The organism is Thermoproteota archaeon (assembly GCA_030130125.1).
Taxonomy (GTDB): Archaea; Korarchaeota; Korarchaeia; order Korarchaeales; family Korarchaeaceae; genus Korarchaeum.
Genome location: JARZZM010000018.1, coordinates 49,666 through 70,222 on the forward strand (window position 1 = coordinate 49,666; position 20,557 = coordinate 70,222).

21 protein-coding genes and 1 pseudogene are annotated in these 20,557 nt (G+C 52.1%); 13 read left to right on the top strand and 9 right to left on the bottom strand.

The features are described 5' to 3' along the window. Positions 1–6 precede the first annotated feature (6 nt). Genes QI197_04275 through QI197_04285 form a run of 3 tightly spaced genes read right to left on the bottom strand, consistent with a single transcriptional unit; the run spans position 7 to position 3,482 of the window. Positions 7–1,212, bottom strand: coding sequence for an ABC transporter permease (locus tag QI197_04275; protein ID MDK2372574.1), 1,206 nt, complete (start codon positions 1,210–1,212; stop codon positions 7–9). Next, complete coding sequence (locus QI197_04280) at positions 1,199–2,797, bottom strand: hypothetical protein (protein ID MDK2372575.1); 1,599 nt, start codon at positions 2,795–2,797, stop codon at positions 1,199–1,201. The genes QI197_04275 and QI197_04280 overlap by 14 nt, the downstream gene beginning before the upstream one ends. Next, the gene (locus QI197_04285) at positions 2,784–3,482 is read right to left on the bottom strand and encodes an ABC transporter ATP-binding protein (protein MDK2372576.1); all 699 of its coding nucleotides are present in this window, start codon (positions 3,480–3,482) and stop codon (positions 2,784–2,786) included. Before QI197_04285 ends, QI197_04280 begins: the two co-directional genes overlap by 14 nt. Positions 3,483–3,680: 198 nt before the next feature. Here QI197_04285 and QI197_04290 point away from each other — a divergent pair, with 198 nt between their 5' ends. Together QI197_04290 and QI197_04295 are read left to right on the top strand one after the other, a co-directional pair. Further along, positions 3,681–5,123 (top strand): acetyl-CoA hydrolase/transferase C-terminal domain-containing protein, encoded by a 1,443-nt coding sequence (locus QI197_04290; GenBank protein MDK2372577.1) that lies wholly within the window; start codon positions 3,681–3,683, stop codon positions 5,121–5,123. Between the two features lies 1 nt (position 5,124). After that, positions 5,125–5,676 (top strand): gamma carbonic anhydrase family protein, encoded by a 552-nt coding sequence (locus QI197_04295; protein MDK2372578.1) that lies wholly within the window; start codon positions 5,125–5,127, stop codon positions 5,674–5,676. On the opposite strand, the gene QI197_04300 is transcribed toward QI197_04295, so the two are convergent. Beyond that, the gene (locus QI197_04300) at positions 5,644–6,024 is read right to left on the bottom strand and encodes a hypothetical protein (GenBank protein ID MDK2372579.1); all 381 of its coding nucleotides are present in this window, start codon (positions 6,022–6,024) and stop codon (positions 5,644–5,646) included. The two genes, QI197_04295 and QI197_04300, sit on opposite strands and share 33 nt — an antisense overlap. A 77-nt stretch (positions 6,025–6,101) precedes the next feature. Between QI197_04300 and hisD the strand changes: the two genes are divergently transcribed. The 4 genes and pseudogenes from hisD (at position 6,102) to hisS (ending at position 9,823) form a co-directional block, all read left to right on the top strand. Beyond that, complete coding sequence (hisD, locus tag QI197_04305; GenBank protein MDK2372580.1) at positions 6,102–7,385, top strand: histidinol dehydrogenase; 1,284 nt, start codon at positions 6,102–6,104, stop codon at positions 7,383–7,385. A 27-nt stretch (positions 7,386–7,412) separates the two neighbouring features. Further along, positions 7,413–7,490 (top strand): annotated as a pseudogene (locus QI197_04310) (hypothetical protein). A 66-nt stretch (positions 7,491–7,556) separates the two neighbouring features. Continuing rightward, the gene (locus QI197_04315) at positions 7,557–8,525 is read left to right on the top strand and encodes a spermidine/putrescine ABC transporter substrate-binding protein (GenBank protein MDK2372581.1); all 969 of its coding nucleotides are present in this window, start codon (positions 7,557–7,559) and stop codon (positions 8,523–8,525) included. 11 nt (positions 8,526–8,536) lie between these two features. Further along, positions 8,537–9,823, top strand: coding sequence for a histidine--tRNA ligase (hisS, locus tag QI197_04320; GenBank protein MDK2372582.1), 1,287 nt, complete (start codon positions 8,537–8,539; stop codon positions 9,821–9,823). Here the strand turns inward: hisS and QI197_04325 are convergent. Beyond that, positions 9,777–10,460, bottom strand: coding sequence for a hypothetical protein (locus tag QI197_04325; GenBank protein ID MDK2372583.1), 684 nt, complete (start codon positions 10,458–10,460; stop codon positions 9,777–9,779). The genes hisS and QI197_04325 overlap by 47 nt on opposite strands. 76 nt (positions 10,461–10,536) lie before the next feature. On the opposite strand from QI197_04325, the gene QI197_04330 reads away from it, so the two are divergent. Next, the gene (locus QI197_04330; GenBank protein MDK2372584.1) at positions 10,537–10,932 is read left to right on the top strand and encodes a secondary thiamine-phosphate synthase enzyme YjbQ; all 396 of its coding nucleotides are present in this window, start codon (positions 10,537–10,539) and stop codon (positions 10,930–10,932) included. Here QI197_04330 and QI197_04335 read toward each other — a convergent pair. Both QI197_04335 and QI197_04340 read right to left on the bottom strand, forming a co-directional pair. Then, on the bottom strand, positions 10,913–12,208 hold the full coding sequence (locus QI197_04335) for an MFS transporter (protein MDK2372585.1): 1,296 nt from the start codon (positions 12,206–12,208) through the stop codon (positions 10,913–10,915). The genes QI197_04330 and QI197_04335 overlap by 20 nt on opposite strands. 122 nt (positions 12,209–12,330) lie before the next feature. Continuing rightward, complete coding sequence (locus QI197_04340; GenBank protein ID MDK2372586.1) at positions 12,331–12,489, bottom strand: hypothetical protein; 159 nt, start codon at positions 12,487–12,489, stop codon at positions 12,331–12,333. Between QI197_04340 and QI197_04345 the strand changes: the two genes are divergently transcribed. Further along, positions 12,466–13,749, top strand: a complete 1,284-nt coding sequence (locus tag QI197_04345) for a TrpB-like pyridoxal phosphate-dependent enzyme (protein MDK2372587.1) — start codon at positions 12,466–12,468, stop codon at positions 13,747–13,749. The genes QI197_04340 and QI197_04345 overlap by 24 nt on opposite strands. Positions 13,750–13,760: 11 nt before the next feature. Here QI197_04345 and arcC read toward each other — a convergent pair whose 3' ends face one another. Both arcC and argF read right to left on the bottom strand, forming a co-directional pair. Further along, the gene (gene arcC / locus QI197_04350) at positions 13,761–14,696 is read right to left on the bottom strand and encodes a carbamate kinase (protein MDK2372588.1); all 936 of its coding nucleotides are present in this window, start codon (positions 14,694–14,696) and stop codon (positions 13,761–13,763) included. Between the two features lie 34 nt (positions 14,697–14,730). Next, positions 14,731–15,672, bottom strand: a complete 942-nt coding sequence (gene argF, locus QI197_04355; protein ID MDK2372589.1) for an ornithine carbamoyltransferase — start codon at positions 15,670–15,672, stop codon at positions 14,731–14,733. A gap of 289 nt (positions 15,673–15,961) precedes the next feature. Between argF and QI197_04360 the strand changes: the two genes are divergently transcribed. The 5 genes from QI197_04360 to QI197_04380 are packed head-to-tail and all read left to right on the top strand — an operon-like array spanning position 15,962 to position 20,515. Beyond that, positions 15,962–17,167 carry an ABC transporter substrate-binding protein gene (locus QI197_04360; GenBank protein ID MDK2372590.1) on the top strand — a complete coding sequence of 402 codons (1,206 nt, stop codon included), beginning with the start codon at positions 15,962–15,964 and terminating at the stop codon, positions 17,165–17,167. Between the two features lie 43 nt (positions 17,168–17,210). After that, complete coding sequence (locus tag QI197_04365; protein ID MDK2372591.1) at positions 17,211–18,128, top strand: branched-chain amino acid ABC transporter permease; 918 nt, start codon at positions 17,211–17,213, stop codon at positions 18,126–18,128. Next, on the top strand, positions 18,128–19,084 hold the full coding sequence (locus tag QI197_04370; protein ID MDK2372592.1) for a branched-chain amino acid ABC transporter permease: 957 nt from the start codon (positions 18,128–18,130) through the stop codon (positions 19,082–19,084). The genes QI197_04365 and QI197_04370 overlap by 1 nt, the downstream gene beginning before the upstream one ends. Continuing rightward, a complete protein-coding gene (locus tag QI197_04375) occupies positions 19,081–19,821 on the top strand; it encodes an ABC transporter ATP-binding protein (protein ID MDK2372593.1) in 741 nt (246 codons plus the stop codon). Before QI197_04370 ends, QI197_04375 begins: the two co-directional genes overlap by 4 nt. Beyond that, positions 19,808–20,515: an ABC transporter ATP-binding protein gene (locus QI197_04380; GenBank protein ID MDK2372594.1), complete on the top strand. Its 708-nt coding sequence runs from the start codon at positions 19,808–19,810 to the stop codon at positions 20,513–20,515. The genes QI197_04375 and QI197_04380 overlap by 14 nt, the downstream gene beginning before the upstream one ends. Positions 20,516–20,557 lie beyond the last annotated feature (42 nt).

Sequence of the window (20,557 nt, forward strand, 5' to 3'; positions counted from 1 at the left end):
GAATGATCACTCGAACCTGAGCGCCTTAGCCGGTTCCAGCCTCGCCGCCTGCAAGGCGGGTGGAAGGGCGCCTAATATCGTGATGAAGAGGGTTACACCAGCTATGGCCATAGCGTGCTCGGGTAGTAGGGTGGGCGTTATCACGAAGGAGGTGGCATGTGGTCCGCCCATCTCCCCTGGACCCATTACGGTCGCCAAGAGCAGGGAGGCCCCATATCCGAGCAGCATACCAGATATTATGGCCATGCTGCTCATCAGAATTCCTTCAAAGAGAAAGGATATGGCTATGTCCCTCTGAGAGGCGCCCATTGCCCTCATCACCCCTATTATCCTAGTACGCTCGGTAACCGCGGTGAACATCGCGTTCATTATCCCTATCGACGCGACCACTATGGTCATGGCAGCTATCGCCCCTAGGACCAGTAGTGACATGTTGACCACAGTGTCAAGCTGCTTCTGAATGTCCTTCATGGCTATAGGGAAGGCTGTGTCCCCATACTCATCGCTGAGTTGGTCTACCACCTTGTCCACGCTATCCACATCCTCAGCTACTATTGCCAGTATCGTGTAGCTTCTCTGCCCCATCAGCTTGACGTAGAGCTTCATGGCATAGTCTATGGGTGCCAGTATGGATCTGTCAACATCTGCTATTATGGACGTTCCGTAAGGCGCAGCGATCCCATAGATCCTTGGCCTGGTCGTGAGTGTGTCGTCGTAGGACACCTTCACATTAAGTCCTATCAAACCCTCGATCTCTTCTGGAGGTAGCTCGTTTACCAACTTGTATCCCAGCACCACAGCCTCCTCCTTTGGGTTGGGGGGCCAATCTCCATACAGGAGTTCTATATCGGGGAAGACATCCTCGACATAGTTCATATCGACCCCCATGACCACATAGGTCTTGCTCTTCCCTAAGATGGTGAGGTTCATTGGGATCCTTATCAGAGGCATCACAGCCTCCACCCCCTCCATTCCCTCTATCTTGCTGACATCCAAGTCGTCGAACATCTTCTCCCGAGCTGAGAGGTAGATCAGTCTCATGCTGCTGCCCTTGAATATGTCCTTGAGGGCCAAACCGTAACCTGTGGCGAATGATATCACTGCAGTCAGGGTCAAGACTCCCAAGAATATCCCTAGCAGGGTAAGCGCTGCCCTCTTCCTCCTGCTCATCATGGCCTTGTAGGAGAACTTCACGATGTCACGGGACTTCAATCTCCTCGGACCTCCTGCCGAATATGACTTTGCCCACTATCAGCCCTATCACCAAGCCAGCCACAGCCCAGACCACCGCGTAGCGGGGATCAGTCATGGTAACCGTCGTCTTGGACGGTTGCTCGGTTGCTTGGGGTCCCTCAACCGAGACCTCCCTCCTAGTCTCTTTCCAGTTCTCTGGAGAAGCCATGTACTTTACAACTACGCCTATCTTGGGTGGAAGCTTATCCTCAGGGACCTGACACGATAGAGCGAAGCCAGTGCTCTCTCCATCATCCAGCTCCCCCAAGTAAGTGGATGTGCCCACGCAGACCCCTGATTCTATGGTCACATTGATGTTATCGGCCTGTCTATTACCGACATTTGCTAAATTGCCCCTGATCCTCAGCTTGCCCTTGCTGTAGCTGGCTTCCATTGAGGAGATGACTACCCTAGCTTCCTCTATCCTCCCAAACCCGACCTCGGTGTTGAGCTGCTTGGTCACATCCTTATCTTTTTCCTCCTCCGTGTAGGTAAACGAGAGGCTCAGCCTATAGGATTTGCTGTCCTCTGATGGTAGCAGGCTCAACTTTATGCTCCTAGAATCGCCAGGTATCATGTCCCCTAGATCGAAGAGGGTGGGACCAAGTACCGTGATCGTCTTGGATGAGAGTTGAAGCTTCACCTTTCTGGCTGTCTCATCTCCCACGTTCTTCACGATCAGGTTGACCTCGTTGGGTATGCCCGCGTAGAGCATGTGCTTATCGGAGAGTACGATCAAGCTAGGAGATGCCTCTTCCTCTTTCTCGTTCTTTTCAACCAGCTGAACGGTGAAGACCTTGGATACGCTGTAGTCCTTCCCTCCGCTGGTGTAGTGCACCAAGACCGCCACCTTGTCCGTATCCTGATCCAAGTTCTCATCTGCGTATGCACCTATGTCATACCTGACCGAGGCCCCGGGAGTCAGTAGAGCACCCCCGCTTATGGATGGGTTCAGTATTCTGGTCAGAGAGGCGCTGATCTGTATTGAGGTTATGTGAGCGTCTTCCTTCCCGGCATTCCTCAGAATGAGATACAGCGTGGAGGCTTCCCCCTTGACCACCTTTCCGCCGAGGGTGAAGTCGATCGAGGATCTTCCCTTCACTTCTAGGCTGAAGGTGAATTGGTTAGCACCGCTTTTCACCACATCCCCGTCCTCATCGAGTACTTCGTAGCTCAGATTCACCTCGAAATCGTACCATCCGGGAGGGGTCTTCGTCGGGATTTCAACGCTGAAGGTGAGTGCGAACCCTTCCCCGTCCTCGAACCTGTCCTTGCCCAGTTGTATCCCAGGTATTAATTTCTCGATGCTACCCCCGTTGGGATTCCTTAGTGGTGAGGGTATCTTCAGCACAGCCTCCAAAGGCCTCAGAGTGTGATTTTCCTCCACGGATACTTGGAATATTGCAGTCAGGGGGACCACCCCGTCTCCCGAGTGGACTATCAATGCCTCCTGCTGAGTTCCCCATCCATAATCCACCAAGGTCACATGGCCCTTAACGGCTGAGAGGGGCAGCAAGGGGATCAGGAGAAGGACTAGAAGGGCTCCTATATTACGCCTTGACATCGGGTATCACCTCTCCCAATATTTTACCATCCCTTATCTTCACGATACGGTCGGCCATTTCGGCCATCTTCTGGTCGTGGGTGACCATCACGACCGTCCGGCCCTCCTCAACTAGGGACCTCAGTATGCTCATCACCTGCAATCCGGAGGCCGTATCCAAGTTACCGGTGGGTTCGTCAGCGAGTATGACTATTGGATCGTTCGCCAATGCCCTTGCTATAGCCACCCTCTGTTGCTCCCCACCAGAAAGCTCGGTTGGCCTGTGATTGGCCCTATGCTCCAGACCTACGGCAGAGAGGAGTTCCATTATCTTCCTCCGGCGGTTGCCGTTGTACTCTCCTATTGCCAAGGCCAGTTCAACGTTCTCGTAGGCGGTGAGCCACGAAACCAGATTGAATGTCTGGAATATGAAGCCTATCGTCTTCCTCCTCAGGAGGGTGGCCTGCTTATCCGTGAGCCTCATTACATCCTTTCCGAATATCCTCACGGTCCCTGAGGTGGGTTTCGTGAGCAGACCAAGTATGCTAAGTAGGGTCGTCTTGCCGCTACCTGACGGGCCCATCACAGCAATGAACTCCCCCTTCCGAACAACTAGGGAGATTCCCCTGAGTGCCTCTACGTAGTTCCTCCTAGTTCCGTACCTCTTCCGGACATCCATCAGTTCGTAGACCGTATCTCCCTGCATCGGAGGGCACCTCTCGTCACAAAGTTTAACATAGCTTAGTTAATAAACATTGCTAAGTTATTCTTGGTTATGTGGTTGGACCAGAGCTAAGTTATTCTTTATCCCCTTCGCATTCGTCGGGGGATCGAAACGCTGGAGGGAAGGGTAAAAGGGCTTAATCACTTGGTTACCGACCCTGAAAGTGCCGTTATGAGGGTTATGTCCGATAGGAAGAGGGTAAGCATTGGTATAAGCGGGTTCGGTTCCTCAGGATATCCTAAAATTATTCCAAAGACGATAGCAGAGCTTTACGATGAGGGAAGGCTGTCTGCGAAGATCTCTCTACTCACGGGGGCTTCTGCCTATCAGGTGGATCAGATACTGGGGGAGAGAAACTTAGTGGAGAGGAGGTACCCCTATCAGTACAGTCCCGTGATGAGGAAGCTCATAAACTCGGGTAAAGTGGAGTTTTACGATTTTCATCTGGGAGAGTGGCCCCAGTACTTGAGATCGGGCTTCCTCAGCTCGAAGATAGGGCCATTGGATCTAGCCGTGATAGAGGCCGTTTACGTGGATGAGAGAGGAATTGTACCGTCGATGAGCGTGGGAGCTGTGGATGCGTTCGCCTCTGAGGCGAAGGAGGTCATAGTAGAGGTGAATCCAGATATACCCGATGAACTGATCGGCGTGCATGACATATACTCCCCCAGAATCCCGCCCAACCGGGAGCCCATTCCGGTGAGGGACGTGAGCGATAGAATAGGGAGGGACAGGCTAACTGTACCTGAGGGCAAAATAGTGGCCATAGTGGAGTCCCATGGTCATGATAGGGGGGGGGATGTCGGGAAGCCGGGCCCCGTGGAGAGGAAGATAGCAGATAACCTCCTTGGCTTCTTAGAGAGGGAGATTGAGGAGGGGCGCATTCCGGAGAGGATGCTGCCGATAGAGTCCGGTGTGGGCACCGTGCAAGATGCCGTGATGTCCGCGCTAGCTGAAGCCGGGATAAGGGGTCTAAAGGCTTGGACAGAGGTGGCTCAGGACTCGTTCTACAAGATGATGGCTGCTGGCGAGATGGAGTACATTTCAGCAACTTCTCTGATGCTTTCACCCAAGGGAAGGGAATTCTTCTTCTCCAACCTAGGAGATTTCAGGGAGAAGACCATCTTAAGGCCTCAATCCGTCACCAACGATTGGGAGGTAATCAGGAGGTTAGGGGTTATAGCCATGAACACTGCCGTGGAGGTGGACATCTACGGATTCGTTAACAGCACCCACATCATGGGTACGCATGTGATAAACGGTATAGGAGGGTCTGGTGACTTCGCCAGAGCCGCTTACATGAGCATATTCATAACGCCCTCCACTAGGAAGGACGGGAGGATCAGCTGCATAGTCCCCATGGTAAGTCACGTCGATCACATAGATCACGATGTCGATGTAATCGTGACAGAGCAAGGAGTGTGCGATCTGAGGGGGAAATCTCCCAGGGAAAGGGCAAGAGAGCTCATAGAGAACTGCGCACATCCGGATTACAGGGATCAACTCCTTGAGTACTTTGAGAGGGCGATCCAAGAGGTTGGGGGTCACATGCCCCTGCTTCACAAGGAGGCCCTCTCTTGGTACATAAGGTATCTTGAGAGTGGGGACATGCGCGCGGGGTGAGGTGAGGGAGATGATAATCCCCTTCAGGGATAAGAGACCCTCGATCCATGAGACGGCTTTCGTCGATCCCGGCGCGCGGGTGGCTGGGGATGTGACCCTACTAGAGGATAGCGCCATCTACTTCGGCAGCGTGGTGAGGGGCGACGACGACTCCGTGGTCATCGGCCCTGAGACCGGAATACTCGAGCTCTGCCTTGTTGAAGCCCCGGCGGGTCATCCTGTGGAGATCAGAGGGGCACTGATATCCCATTCAGCAGTGGTTCACGGGGCCAAGGTGTTGGAGGATGTGGTCATTGGGATAGGCGCTAGAGTGCTGGATGGTGCTGTCGTCGAAGAGGCCGCCGTGGTGGGTGCAGGGGCCCTCGTCCCACCGGGGAAGGAGATACCTCCAGCCACCCTCGTGCTTGGCATACCGGCCAAGGTGGTGAGGGAGCTCAGTGAGGATGAAATAAGGAGGTTCAGGAGGGAGAGAGAGGTGGTCATCGAGAAGGCCAAAATCTACAAGAAAATGTTCAGCGAGTTAGCCCAAGGCCCTTATCGATCTCTCGAATAGGATCACTAGGTTAGCTAAGTTCTCTCCAAGATCCTCCTCTATTCTCCTGAGGAAGATGTCCCTGAGTTTGTCCTGGTTCAGTCCAAGCTTCTCCTCCATCTGCCTCAGGTTATATGCAGCGAGCCTCACTACATCCTCGTCCTCGTCAGTGGGCGGTTTAGCCAGTATGGCGCTCTTAACTAGCTCGAAGCTCTCCAGAAAAGAAGTCTTGTCCGTGATTGGAAGTTCTTCCACGTATGTCTTGGCCATGAGATCCACTATCGAGGAGAGCTTGTCCTCAGGAAGATACTCCCCAGCGAGAGAGAGGGTCCTCACCGTTTCAAAGAGCGCCTGTATTACGGTGCTCATCTTGGAGAAGAGTTGTCACGATGTTATAAGCTCTCCTCCACATCAAGCTTATTACGGGATTCGTAGGCTTCTCTCCTATGGAACTGGCCCTCTTCGGTGACGTAAGGGATCTCTGGAATGAAGCCTTCTCCAAGCTCCGCGAGAGAATCAGCTTACCAGTCGAGGTCGCCGCCCAACTAGTGGGTGAGGTGAGGGAGAGAGGACTGGAAAGCGTGTTACATTTGACCGAAAAATTCGATAGGATCAGATTAGCCAAGGAGGAGGTATATGGAGCCCCGCATGACTACAGAATAGAGGAATTCATGTTAGAGCCCTACGAGAGGTTATACTCCTGCGCCTTATCCCTATTGGATGGAAGGGAATGCTCCGTCGGGGGTTTCAAGACCCGACTAGAGTGGATAAGGGAGGGTACAATATCGAAGCTTGTGGAGAGGGTGGGTGTATACGTTCCCGGGGGCAGGCATCCCCTCCCCTCCTCCCTGCTTATGGCAGTAGCTCCCGCTAGGGCAGCGGGAGTTGAAGAGTTCGTCGTGGCTACGCCTCCGAGAAATTCCAAGCTAGTAGAGGGACTAGCCGCCCGGCTGGGCGTGGATGAGGTTCTGAGAGTTGGTGGGATCCAAGCAATAGCTTCTCTCGCTTATGGACTTCCTGAAGTCGGCCTAGAGCCGGTCGATATGATCGTGGGACCCGGGAACTCCTATGTGACAGCCGCCAAGGCGGTCGTTTCGAGGGATGTGAGAATAGATCTCCTAGCGGGACCGTCGGAGGTTCTCATTCTCTACGATGGTAGCTTTCCCATAGAGTTCGTGGTCATGGATATGCTCGCTCAAGCGGAGCACGGACCAGACTCCATTTCTCTAGCCCTCGTCACGTCTGAGGAATTAGCGCTCAGGCTGAAAGAGGAGCTCGATAAATATTCGGGGGATGAGAGTGTCTCTTCCCTCAGGGAGAGGGGCGGCATACTGTACGGGGACAGGAGATCCTTGGAGGAGTTCAGCGATGCTTTAGCACCCGAGCATCTGGAGATAATGGGAGAATTCAATGTAAGGCTAGCTGGAGCCGTATTCGAGGGTGTTGGAGTGGTGTACGGCGATTACGGTTACACGGGAGCCAATCACATCTTGCCCACTGGAGGTACTCTAATGGAGAGGCCTGGCCTTAGCCCGTTCTCTTTCTTCAAGGACTTCTCTGGAATATACGTTTACAGACAGAGTGGAACCCTAGAGGCCCAAGCCCTAATCTCCGAGAGGGTCGCCGAGTTCGCTAGGTTGGAGGGGTTGGAGTACCACGCTAGGTCCGCCGAGGTTAGAGGAAAAATTTATAAGGGCCCTGATACCGCCCCCAGCAACGGGGTGACATGATGGGGGATTTAGTTCACCTCTAGGAGAGATTTCCTCAAGTTGGCAGTCGTTGGGGCTGCCGGTTTAATCGTCGGTGGATCTGCTGGCTACTTTTATGGGTCTTCCGTCTCTCAGGCGAAGATAGAGCAGGAGGCGAGCGAGGCTAGGAGAGAACTCTCTGGAAAGGTCGCCATGTACGACTGGAGCAATAACAACAATCCCTTCGTCTTCGAGCTCTTCAAGGACGAGACTGGCGTCAAAGTAATCTACGACGTGTTCGATAGTGATGATGAAGCATTCGCCAAGCTCGAGGCTGGTGGGAGCGGCTACGACATCGTGGTGCTCACCGATAAGTACGTGAGAAATGCCATAGAGAGGGGATATGTCAGGAAGCTGAATAAGGAGCTGATCCCCAACCTTAAGTACTTGGATCCCAAGTTCAGGGAACTTGAATATGATCCCGGGAACAACTATTCGGTCCCGTACGGATTCGGTAGTACGGCCATAGGACTCAACTCCGACGAGGTAAAGGATCTGAGGAGCTGGAAGCAATTCTTCGATCCTAATTACTTACAGAAGTATAAGAAGAAGTTCTCTATGCTGGAGGATCCGCCTGAGGTCGTGTTCGCTACCAAACTGTACTTAGGAAAGGAATTAGATGACTGGAGTGATTCCACGATGGAGGAGGTGAAGGAGGCCCTCATAAAGCAGAAACCGTATATAGCAGGTTACTTCAGCACGGACAAGTACCTACCGGGCTTAGAGAACGGGTCTCTGCTGGCCGCCCACGCCTATAACGGGGACGTGCTCACTATAAAGTACGGCGACGGGTTCAAGAACATATCGTACCTGATTCCGGAGGAGGGAGCTATAGCTTGGATAGACAACCTGCTTGTCCCCAAGGATGCCCCCAATCCGGAGGCAGCCCAGGCTCTCATAAACTACCTCATAGATCCTTTAGTAGCGGCTTACAAGACCATCTCCGTCTACATAGCGATGCCCATACCAGCGACTAAAAAGCTTCTCCCCTCTGAGCTGGCCGAGGAGCCCGCCCTCATACCTCCACCTGATCTCATGAAGAGGTTGTATCTATCTCCAGTAATGACCGACAAGAAGAGAGCCAAGATCAACGATATATGGGAGCAGGTGCTCGCAGCCTAGGGTGGAAAATTTTGGTCTCGATACCGAGGGGGTTCAGGGACTTCCCCCCTCCATTTATGATACTAAGGAAGCGGATCATGTCGAGAATAGAAGAAGTGTTCAAGCGCTACGGCTTCGACCCATTCGAGACTCCCGCACTGGAGTACTGGGAGACCGTCAAGGGCAAGTTGGGAGAGGAGGCGGAGAGCCGACTCATGTTCATATTTCCGGACTTCCTCAGCAAGGAGTGGTACACCCTGAGGTACGAGCTCACCTTCCCCCTAGCTAGGTACATGGCCATGCATCCGGAAACGCCGTTGCCGTTCAAGAGGTATCACATAGGGAGAGTATGGAGGCACGAGGAACCTCAGAGGGGTAGGTACAGGGAATTCTGGCAGTGTGATGCGGATGTGGTAGGCAGCCCCTATCCCGAGGCCGACGCTGAGGTGATAAGCCTGAACACTGAGGTAATGAGAGAATTTGGTTTCAGGGATTTCACGGTGAAATTGAATGATAGACGGCTCCTAACGGGCATTTTTGAGGAGGAACTTGGTATTTCCAATCCCATCCCAGTCTACAGATCTATAGATAAGCTGGACAAGATCGGTGAAGAGGGGGTGAGGGCGGATCTCCTATCTAAGGGGATGCATGAGGATCTGGTCGATAGAATAATGGATCTCATTTCTAAGAGGGGAGGATTCTCGGAAATAGTCGAGGACTTGAGCTCAATGAGGAATGAGGCCGTTTACGAGGCACTCAAACACTTGGAGGAGATCTTCTCGATAGTAGGTGATGAGAGACTGGTCTTCGACCTGTCGCTGGTCAGGGGTCTCGAGTACTACACCGGACCCGTTTTCGAGACGGTGGTTAGGGAACCCAGAATAGGTTCACTGGCCGGGGGTGGAAGATATGACAGGCTAATCGGAATGTACTCCAATAAGGATGTCCCGGCCACCGGGGTGAGCGTGGGAGTTGAGCGGCTCATTGATGCGGGACTGGAGCTCGGGATCTTCAACTTGGATGAGAGGAGTTACGTGCAGGTGTTCGTGGTCAGTGTCAAGAGGGATAGCTGGAAGTACGCTTGGAGGGTCGCTGAGATGCTGAGGAGGGGAGGGTTCTACGTTTCCCTCGATCTGATGAGGAGGAGTCAGTCGAGTCAGAGGGAGTACGCTCGTAAATTGGGGGCTGAAATCATGGCGTTCGTGGGTCCCAAGGAGGAGGAATCCGAAACCGTCACGCTCTACACGGAGCAGACCAGAACGACGGTGAGCCTCAGAGAGGTAACCGATGCTGTGAGGAAGCTTCTCTCCCAATCTTAACCCTGAAATCGGTCTCTAAAGAAGCTATCTCTGCCAAGATGGATCTGATGTTGTTCACGAAGGAAGGGAACTTGGAAATCGGGACTACTGGGACGCCTGATTTGGATAGTTTAGAGCCGAAATCCAGCCAAGTGACGACACACGGTACTAGGACACCATGTCCTGGTTTTGGATGAACATCTTCTAATAATCGTCGTTCAATAGCTTGTTTCAGGGCTATTGTCCTCATATATTGGTGCTCAGCGGCCTCGAGCATTTTGTAAACCTTGGGAGAGCTCCCCTTCGACCACATCTTGCAATCGAGAGCCAGTGTCACCTCGCCGTCGGAAGCCACCACATCTATTTCGTATCTTTTCCCCTGCAGTGTGAATCGAAGACCCCTCTTAGTGGAAAATCCAGATATTTGAAGCCCTCTCTCACATAATCCCTCGAAATCCTTCCAATCGAGGAGAGCTATCGCTTTCTCGGGGCTCACCCCGAGTTTTATGAGGAGGAAGGCCACTCCAACTAGGTCTCGGCCCGGATCATCCCCTCCTAGCTCCTCTTCGAAGTATGAGAGGAGGCTTTCTGGGATTCTGTCCCATCTACCGCTCACCATGAGGTGAATGCTCCTTAGAGCCTCTTCCCTCAGTATCACAGGCTGTGGAACCCCCCCATGAAGATTTACATTTTATCACATTATTTTAGGTGCGAGGTGAGTGGCCTTGAAGGTAATTACATCTACCTTCTCGTTCAAGACGGACGGGGAGATCAGCTTCATCAATATAACCGATAAGATTCAGGAGATAGTCGAGAAGAGCGGGATTAGAGACGGAATAGCCGTGGTCTTCGCTCCCCACGCTACTGGGGCCATTGTAATCAATGAGAACGATCCGTCCCTGCTAGAGGATTTGAGGGAGGTTCTTGAGAGGATCATTCCCCGTCACGCCGAATACAAACACCCGGTAAATGCGCATTCCCATCTCAGATCCATCCTAATGGAACCCAGCAAGGTGTTCCCTGTGACCGGCGGGTCTTTAGCGTTGGGAACTTGGCAGAGCATCATATGGGTTGAGGTGGATACCCATCCACGCACTAGAAAGGTAATAGTTACTGTCCTTGGGGATTAGCCGGTTCTTCCACGAACAGGGCGAACAGCAACAGAGTGAACAATCCAATGGAAGCGCTGGCTATGAAGGATAACGCGGCGCCAGGTAGGACGATGCTCCCCACCTGTACATTTCGAGGAGCGAAGTCTTTGTAGAGCTGACCACCAACTACCGGACCCAAAACCGCCCCGACGTTGAACATAGCTTGTACCGTCCCGAACACCTTTCCCCTTATGTTCCTTGGGGCTATATCAGCCTGGAGCGCTCTAAACGAGGGTATGTACATGTTGAATGCGATGGATCTGATGGTGGATATAACCGTGAGTCCCTCTACATCTCTAGCAGTGGGTATCAGCAAGGTCATGAGACGTGAGGAGACTCCAGCTATTAAGATCAGTGGTTTCCGCCCAAATCTGTCGCTCAATCTCCCTCCAGGGTAAGCGGCTGCTAATCCAAAGAGTCCGGAGATTGTGGTGACTACTGCTATTGCGGCCGGGTCCGACGAAATGAACTGTATAATGTAGAGGCTCATTATTGGAGCTATGAATCCCATCGCAAATCCGTTAGCCAATGCCATAGTGTAAATCGTATTTATACTTCTTCTGACGGATTTGGGGAGTTTAACATCCTCTCTGAGTGAATCTATTGCCTTTTTAGCTAGCTCCACCCTATTCTCCTTGAGTAGTAAGGAGAAGAGAACGGAGAACGCCGATATAACCGCTAAACCGATGAAGGGGAACTTCAGCGCCTGTTCAACATCTCTTATCCCCAGAATTTGGATACCGAATTTGTAGATACCCACGCCTATGGCCGGACCCCCGATCATTGCTAGATTCGTTAAGGTCATGTATATCGCCATGGATCTCCCCCTCATCTCGCTTGGAACGCTGTCCATCAGCAATGCCTCGGCGACAGGCCAGACCATGGCTGAAGCAATTCCCTGAAGGCCTCTAATAGCATAGAGGTCGTAGACACTCGAGGACAGTATGTATGCATAGGCCAGAAGCGAGTATATGATCGAGCCCGCCGTTATCAATTTCTTCCTTCCAATCCTATCGCTGAGGGAGCCGAAGTACCTAGCGAAGAAGGCCCGTGTGAGCATAAATGCAGACATCATTAAACCGTACTCCACGGCATACTGGGAGGCATGTTCTATGACGCCCAACTCCTCGGGGAGTTCGGTTATCCCTCCCTCCAAGTAGACCACATAGTAAGGGAGGATTGGGGATATGGCACCGAATCCCAGAGATATGACGAATCCAACCAGTGAGAGTATTATGATGTTCCGCTTCTCCATTTCGAATGCCTCCTTGAAGATCGGGGTCCGACAGCCATGTGCGAAGTTCCCTGTACAGTAATGCTTTTAACTGTTGAAGGTCAGCCGACCCAACCCGTTCTGGGGGTGCAAGTATGGGGGATCTAGTTTGGCCTTGAGAGACCTCTGAGGAGATCTCCCCTCTCCTTGTCTAAGGCAGCCTTCATCATTCCCGCGTTCCATACCATGTCCGGATCATCCAGAGACCTGCCCAGATCCTTGGAGGGAGGTGTACTTAGATGATAAGGGTGGACCTCGGCCAAGAGGAGATACCTACCTATTGGTACAACATAGTCTCGGATCTGCCTGATTTACCGCCACCCATACATCCGGCGACGAAGGAGCCACTGGGACCCGGGGATTTCTATCCTCTGTTCCCGAAGGAGTGCGTAGATCAGGAGTTCTCCAAGGAGAAGTACATCAAGATACCTGAGGAGCTCAGGGAGTTTTACGCTAGGATCGGTAGGCCCACGCCCCTGTACAGGGCCAAGAGATTGGAGGAATACCTGAGGACTCCGGCTAAGATATACTACAAGAGGGAGGATGTGACTCCGACGGGAAGCCACAAGCTGAACACCGCATTAGTGCAGGCCTTCTGTGCTGCCAAGGAGGGACTTGAATACCTGACGACCGAGACGGGTGCGGGGCAGTGGGGAAGTGCGCTGTCCTACGCGACTTCTATGATGGGACTGAGAGCTCTAGTTTTCATGGTCAGGATCTCGTACCAACAGAAGCCCTATAGAAAGCTAGTCATGAAGCTCTATGGTGCAGATATTGTTCCTTCGCCGAGCGACAGGACCGAAATAGGCAGGAAGTATCTTGAACAGGATCCGAATCACCCCGGCTCCCTAGGCATAGCCATAAGCGAGGCTATAGAGACAGCGATGAAGGACAAGAAAGCGAAGTACTCGCTGGGGAGCGTTCTAAATCATGTGCTACTGCATCAGACCGTAATAGGATTAGAGGCTAAGAAACAGATGGAGATCGTGGGCGAGAAGCCGGATGTGCTCATAGGATGCGTTGGAGGTGGAAGCAACTTCGCTGGGCTCACTTTCCCCTTCATAGAGGAGATGCTGAGTGAAAGGGAGAAGTACGAGGTTATAGCAGTGGAGCCGAGGGCATCTCCTTCACTCACGGAGGGGGAGTACAGGTACGACTTCGGGGACAGCGCTGGGGTGACTCCCCTCATAAAGATGTTCACGCTCGGGCATGACTTCGTGCCACCACCCATACACGCTGGTGGTCTAAGGTATCATGGAGCTGCTCCGACGGTGAGCCTTCTGAAGTCCAAGGGATTAATTAAGTCAGTTGCTTATTCACAAGAGGACGTATTCGAGGCTGGGAGAATATTTGCCATGACGGAAGGTCTGATCCCAGCCCCAGAAACCACCCACGCGGTGAAAGCGGCAATGGATGAGGCGCTGAAGGCTAAAGAGGAGGGTAGGGAGAAGGTGATACTCTTCAACTTCTCCGGACATGGGTTGCTGGACCTGAAGGGGTATGAGGATGTTTTGGGGCTTTAAACCCCCTCAATTTATTTTGGGACTATTCTGGTACCCGTCTTGCCTTCCAGCGCTTCAATGACCTTGTCTAAGCTCGTTATTATGGCTTCCCTGCCCGTCCTCTCCACGAACCTCATGGCAGCTTTGACCTTGGGGCCCATATTCCCCGGTGGGAAGTGTCCCTCCTCGTGATACTTCCTAGCCTCTTCCAGCGTCAAGACATCCAAGAACCTCTGGTTGGGCTTCTTGAAGTTTATTGCGACCTTCTCCACGTCGGTGAGTATCATGTAGAGGTCGGAGTCCAGCGAGGTGGCCAGTCTCTCGCCAGCTAGATCCTTATCGATTACAGCGTCCACTCCCTCGTATTCTCCATCGTCAATGACGGGAATTCCTCCCCCTCCAGATGCAATCACCACTATTCCTGCTTCCACCATCCTCCTGATCGCTTCTATCTCCACCTGTCCTATGGGATCCGGAGAGGGTACCACTCTCCGCCAACCCTTTCCCACATCGTACTTCATAACCCATCCCTGCTCTTCCTTCCGCTTCGCCTCCTCTTCAGGGTACCACGGTCCGATGAACTTGGTCGGGTTCTGGAACGCCGGGTCTTCTCTATCCACGAGTACTTGAGTGACCACTGTGGCGATAGGCACACTCATCCCAGCTCTCTTGAGTTCGTTGATCATGGACTGCTGGATCATGTATCCTATGAGTCCTTGACTCATGGCTCCGCAGGCGTGGAGGGGCATGGGAGGGACCTGATCAGTGGCTGCCTCCTGCTGGAGGAGTATGGCGCCTACTTGGGGCCCATTACCGTGGGTGACGACCAACCTGTATCCCCTCCTGAGGAGTTCCACCAGCTGCCTGCTTGTCCTTCTAGCGTTGACCAGCTGCTCCTCGAAGGTCCCCTTCTGCCCGTATTGAAGGAGAGCGTTGCCTCCAAGGGCTATCGTGATCAACCTGTCCATAGGCATCACTCTCGAAAAATTGGGAGTGGGGATATCACCCTATGATGGCCGCGAGAATCGCGGCCTCAGTCCAAAGCCTGTTCTCGGCCTGATCGAATACCACAGACCACTTACCCTCTATCACTTCGTCGGTCATCTCGTTGCCCCTGTACGCGGGCAGACAGTGCATGAATATCGCATGCTCCTTCGCCAAGCTCATAATCTCAGGCGTGACTGTGAAGGGAGCGAAATCCTTCTTCCTCTTCTCCTTGGTCTCCTCCGGCTTACCCATGCTCCACCAAGTATTGGCGTAGACCACATCCGCGCCTTTAACTGCCTCCTTGAGATCATGGACTATCTCGAGCTTGGTCCCCCTCCTCGCAGCCTCCTGCTCCGCGAACTTCCATATCTCCTCCAGTGGCTCGTACCCCGGGGGGACCGCGAGGGTCAGATCCATCCCAAACACTGGCGCAGTAGCGATCAGCGAGTGCGCCACATTCCATACGTCACCGGTGTAAACGAGCTTGAGTCCCTCCCAGTAACCGAACTTCTCCTTTATGGTCATGAGGTCGGCCATGGCCTGACAGGGATGTTCCTCATCAGAGAGCGCGTTAACAACGGGGTTCCTCATCCACTTAGCGTACTCCTCTATCTCGTCCTGACCGAAGGTTCTTATGACGAGGGCGTCGTAATACCTGTCGAGGACCCTCGCTGTATCTTTTACGGGCTCACCCCTCTTGAGCTGGAGCTCATCGGGCCTCATGTAAACGGAAAAGCCACCTAACCGGTAAACAGCCGCCTGAAATGAGTTTCTGGTTCTAGTAGAGGGCTTCTTAAACAGAAGAGCAACGGCTTTCCCCTCCAAGGGTTTAACCCTTATCCCAGAGTACCACATCTTCTTCAGATCCATGGACATCTGGATAAGGTACTCCAGCTCCTCTCTCGTGAAGTCCCTTGTGGTGATGAAATCCCTACCTCTCAGATCGAACAATGCCATACGAATCCCCCCTGATTGGTATGCATTATATCAGTTAGCTAAGCTAAGAACTTTTCTACGAGAGATAGCTTCTCTGGTTCATTGACACCCACAAATCAAGTACGTAATTCGTCGATATGCGCTGTCAACTCCTACCGGATTGACCGCGCACGTATATCATTACGCTGTTATATTCCAATTGTAAGCATCTTTTTCGGAAACAGGGAGACCTGAGGGCTCTTGGATATGAGATGACACATTTAAACTATCAATCTTTAAAAGTAACTTCGCTGGATTAGTAGGGGAGCGTATGGCTCTCAGCAAGAATGTATTAGTTATCATTGTTGTAGCCCTCATCGTAATAGCGGCCGCCGCATTCTATCTAACCCAAACTGGCCCTGCCACTGGTGGAACCGTGAAAGTTGGTTTAATAGCTCCTTTGACTGGTGGATTGGCTGAGCATGGTTTGGATATGAAGCAGGCAGCTATCTTGGCCGTTGATGAGATAAACAAGCAGGGAGGAATACTGGGTAAGAAGGTTGAGTTAGTCATAGAGGACACCGAGTGCAATCCCACCAAGGCGACCGCAGCAGTCCAGAGGCTGCTCACTCAGGAGAACGTATACGCCGTATTCGGAGAGTACTGTTCTACGGTCACTTTGGCTGTTCAGCCTTCGATCATGGAGGCTAAGAAACTTCTGTTCGTTCCGGTCTCGGTCGCTACCAAAATAACGGAGCAGGGATACAAATACACATTCAGAACTTGCGCTAATCAGTGGATGCAGACGACGCAGAACGCTGATTGGGTGGTGGAGCACCTGAAACCCAAGACTGCTGCAATGCTGGGTGTGAACGACGATTATGGGAGAGAGGGGCTCAAAATATGGGGAGATCGGGCCAAGTCGAAGGGAGTCAAGATAGTTGCGGAGGAGTACTTCGACAAGGGATCGACTGACTTCACATCGCAGCTATCCAAGATAAAGGCAGCCAATCCCGATGTGATATTCGTCGTCGCTAACATAAGGGACGCCGCCAACATACTCAGGCAGGCCCACGAGATAGGTCTCTACAAGCAATTCGTCATGCTAGGCGGAGTGACCAGCGACGAGTTCCTACAGCTGGCGGATGACGATGCTCTTGGGCTGGTTCATGTGAGTTACTTCGAGCCCACCTCTAAGAGGCCCGCTGCAGCTGAGTTCGTCAAGAAATTTAGGGAGAGGTGGGGAAGGAACCCAGCGATGTACGCTGCTGGAGTATGGGACGCCTTCTTGGCGTTCAAGCTGGGCGTTGAGAAAGCGGGTACATGGGATGTCGATAAAGTGGCTGATGCTATAAGATCTCTCAGGTTTGAGGGAGCTCAGGGAACTATATACTTCGACGAGAAAGGACAAGCCCAGACCAAGGTACTGCTCGTCCAAGTACAGAAAGTAGGAGGGAAACTCAAGAGAGTCATCCTTTACCCGCCGTCGGATAAGCAGGGAGAGTACATACCTCCAGAGAAGCTTTACGGTGGCTGATCAACCCTCATTTCCACTTTTTCCTTTTGGGAAGGGATGGACTGTGGTAGTACAGCCCATGGAGCTCCTAGAGCAGATACTCTTCGGCCTGATGATAGGTGGTATCTATGGAGTGATAGGCGTCGGCCTAACAATGATATTCGGGGTCATGAGATTGAGCAACTTCGCGCATGGAGAGTTCTACATGCTTGGAGCTTACTTCACCTACACCTTTGTCACATTGATAGGAGGAGATCCTTTCATACTGGCTCCTCTAGCGGCCATCGCCGTCGGAGCGGTCGGTATAGCCATAAACAGGCTACTGTTCAAGTCCCTGTATGAGGAGCTGAAGGAGGCTAAGGGTGCTGCCGCCTTCTATTTCCAAGATCTGAAGTTCATTATGCTCACGATAGGTCTCAGCATACTCTTCGTGGATCTAGCACTCGTCTTGTGGGGACCCATACCGATCTCCATACCCAGCCCGCTGACCAAGCACATAGTCAAGCTGCCCGGAGGGTTGTCATTCAGTTTGGCCAGGCTAATAGCATTTGTGGTGGCCATAGCAACGCTCGTTGGGCTATATGCTTTTCTCAAGTTCACTAAGACGGGTAGGGCAATAAGAGCAACGGCTCAGAACCCATCAGCTGCGATGCTTGTGGGAGTGAACATATACAAGATATACGACGTTACTATGTTTCTATCTACGGGGCTGGCCGCGCTCGCGGGTGGTATTCTTGGACCCATTTACAACGTGTACCCGACCATGGGTCTGGATGTGGTCGCCAAGGCCTTTGTGGTTGTGATCACGGGAGGCATGGGGAACGTAATTGGGAGCATCTTGGCAGGCTTTCTCATCGGCCTAGCTGAGAGCTTGGGAGGGCTGTTCCTAGGAACTGAGTATAAGCAGGTCGTGGCTTTCGTGATAATGATCATAGTGCTCTGGGTCAGGCCGGAAGGCATCTTAGGAGGAGGGAGGAAGTGATGCTGGGGATCACCAAGGATGTAGTTACGGAAACCTCCAAGTACTATCTGATCGCTCTGATCCTGCTGATACCCGTCCCTCTAGCTGGGGACTATGTCACTCACGTGACCATACTAGTCATGCTTTACGCAGTGACGGCTGCCAGCTTGGATATACTGGTAGGGTATACTGGTAGACTTTCTCTAGGGCATGCAGCCTTCTTCGCTGTTGGGGCATATACATCAACCCTCCTCGCGATGAATTGGGGTGTGAGTCCTTGGATCGGGATATTCATCGGCGGCTTAATGGCCTCCGTGTTCGGGCTGATACTTGGAGTTCCCTCTTTGAAGCTGAGAGGGCCCTATCTAGCTATATCCACTCTGGGATTCGGAGTAATAGTTTGGTTGATGCTGATAAACTTGGATTGGCTCACCAGAGGACCGTTGGGGATACCGGGAATTCCTCCTCTCCCCGGAATAGGTCCCATCGACTTCAGGAGTAAGGTGGCGTTCTACTACGTGGCACTCGCTTTCACTTTGATCTCCATCTTCCTACTGCATCTGCTAACGAAGTCCAGGGTTGGGAAGATACTCATGTCAATCAGGGAGGATGAGGATGCTGCTCTATCGGTGGGCGTCGATGTCCCCCTATTCAAGGTTTACGCTTTTCTGATAGCCACATTCTTCGCTGGAATATCTGGGGGGCTTTATGCTCACTACCTCAGGTACATCAGTCCTGAGATATCCACATTGGGAGAGTCAATATACATACTCTCTATGACCATAATCGGCGGGTTTGGTACGCTGGTGGGACCTGTCATGGGAGCTGCGGTCCTATCACTACTTCAGGAGCTGCTCAGATCCTACCTAGAGTACAGGTACCTAATCTATGGAATGCTGATCATTCTTGTGATGAAGTTCTTCCCATCGGGGATCTACGGCATCGTTCAGTTCATATTGAGGAAGGTGAGAGAATGATATTGGATGTGGAGAGAGTAGTTAAGAGGTTCGGTGGGCTCGTCGCAGTGGACAATGTCAGCTTCAGCGTGAAGGAAGGAGAGATTTTCGGGATAATAGGGCCCAACGGTGCCGGTAAGACCACGCTTTTCAACGTAATAACGGGCTTCTACAAGCCAGATTCAGGCAGAGTGAGGTTCTTGGGAAAAGATATAACTGGTATGAGACCAAACAAGCTGGCTAAGCTTGGATTAACGAGAACATGGCAGATAGTGAAGCCCTTTCTAGGGATGAGCGTCTTGGACAACGTGTTAGTATCCATCTATGCGACTAAAGGTGTGATATCTGGGATTAGTGAGGAGGAAGCTGTGGAGAGGGCCGAGGAGATTTTGGAGTTCGCTGGCCTACTGCATAGAAAGGATGTACTGGCAGAAGCTCTACCTCATGGTGAGAGGAAGAGGTTGGAGATTGCCAGGGCTTTGGCTACCGAACCCAAGCTCCTTATGCTAGATGAACCGGCTGGAGGGCTCACTCCTACGGAGATGGATGAGGTTATGGAAGTGGTGAGGAAGGTGAGGGAGTCCGGGGTCACTGTGGTGATAATAGAGCACAACATGAGGGTGATAATGAATGTGTGTGAGAGGATAATGGTCCTCAACTTCGGTAGCAAAATAGCCGAGGGAAGTCCGGAGGAGATCTCGAGGAATGAAGAGGTGATAAAGGCCTATTTGGGGGAGAGATTCCATGTTAGAAGTTAGGGAGATTTCCGCCGCTTATGGGAAGGCAATCGCCCTCAAGGATATATCGCTTTACGTGGGTGAGGGGGAGATAATCTCCCTTATAGGGGCTAACGGAGCGGGGAAGACGACCACATTGAGGGTAATAACTGGGATGCTCAAACCCTTGAGAGGAGATGTGGTCTTCCAGGGAAAGAGTATAGTCGGTATGGAGCCCTATCAAATAGCCTCGTTGGGAATAATCCATGTACCTGAGGGTAGGGGTCTCTTCCCCGATATGACGGTCAGGGAGAACTTGGAAATGGGGGCTTTCATGAGGACCGATAGGGATGAGGTCGAGAGGGATTTGGAGTTCGTGTACTCGCTCTTTCCAGTGCTAAAGGAGAGGGAAAAACAGCTCGCCGGAACCCTCAGTGGTGGGGAACAGCAGATGCTTGCTATAGGTAAGGGCCTCATGGGTGGGCCCAAACTGCTACTGCTCGACGAACCCTCGTTAGGCTTGGCGCCCTTGCTAGTCGACAGGATATTCGAGACAATAAGTCAGATAAACAAGGAGAAGGGGGTCACCATACTGATCGCCGAACAGAACGCCTACATGGCATTGAACATATCTCACAGAGCTTATGTAATCGAGAACGGCGTTACTGTGATGGAAGGTGCTGGTAAAGAGCTTCTGGGAAATGAGCACGTGAGAAAGGCATATCTGGGGATATAATATTACATAAAAATAAAATTATAAATAAAAAATTATTATAAT

Coding starts and splice junctions, on each gene's coding strand:
- QI197_04370 (MDK2372592.1), top strand. CDS start 18,128: ATGCTGGGGATCACCAAGGATGTAGTTACGGAAACCTCCAAGTACTAT.
- QI197_04375 (MDK2372593.1), top strand. CDS start 19,081: ATGATATTGGATGTGGAGAGAGTAGTTAAGAGGTTCGGTGGGCTCGTC.
- QI197_04285 (MDK2372576.1), bottom strand. CDS start 3,482: ATGCAGGGAGATACGGTCTACGAACTGATGGATGTCCGGAAGAGGTAC.
- hisD (MDK2372580.1), top strand. CDS start 6,102: ATGGAACTGGCCCTCTTCGGTGACGTAAGGGATCTCTGGAATGAAGCC.
- QI197_04300 (MDK2372579.1), bottom strand. CDS start 6,024: ATGAGCACCGTAATACAGGCGCTCTTTGAAACGGTGAGGACCCTCTCT.
- argF (MDK2372589.1), bottom strand. CDS start 15,672: ATGGCATTGTTCGATCTGAGAGGTAGGGATTTCATCACCACAAGGGAC.
- QI197_04280 (MDK2372575.1), bottom strand. CDS start 2,797: ATGTCAAGGCGTAATATAGGAGCCCTTCTAGTCCTTCTCCTGATCCCC.
- QI197_04360 (MDK2372590.1), top strand. CDS start 15,962: ATGGCTCTCAGCAAGAATGTATTAGTTATCATTGTTGTAGCCCTCATC.
- QI197_04380 (MDK2372594.1), top strand. CDS start 19,808: ATGTTAGAAGTTAGGGAGATTTCCGCCGCTTATGGGAAGGCAATCGCC.
- arcC (MDK2372588.1), bottom strand. CDS start 14,696: ATGGACAGGTTGATCACGATAGCCCTTGGAGGCAACGCTCTCCTTCAA.
- QI197_04315 (MDK2372581.1), top strand. CDS start 7,557: ATGTACGACTGGAGCAATAACAACAATCCCTTCGTCTTCGAGCTCTTC.
- QI197_04290 (MDK2372577.1), top strand. CDS start 3,681: ATGTCCGATAGGAAGAGGGTAAGCATTGGTATAAGCGGGTTCGGTTCC.
- QI197_04345 (MDK2372587.1), top strand. CDS start 12,466: ATGATAAGGGTGGACCTCGGCCAAGAGGAGATACCTACCTATTGGTAC.
- QI197_04335 (MDK2372585.1), bottom strand. CDS start 12,208: ATGGAGAAGCGGAACATCATAATACTCTCACTGGTTGGATTCGTCATA.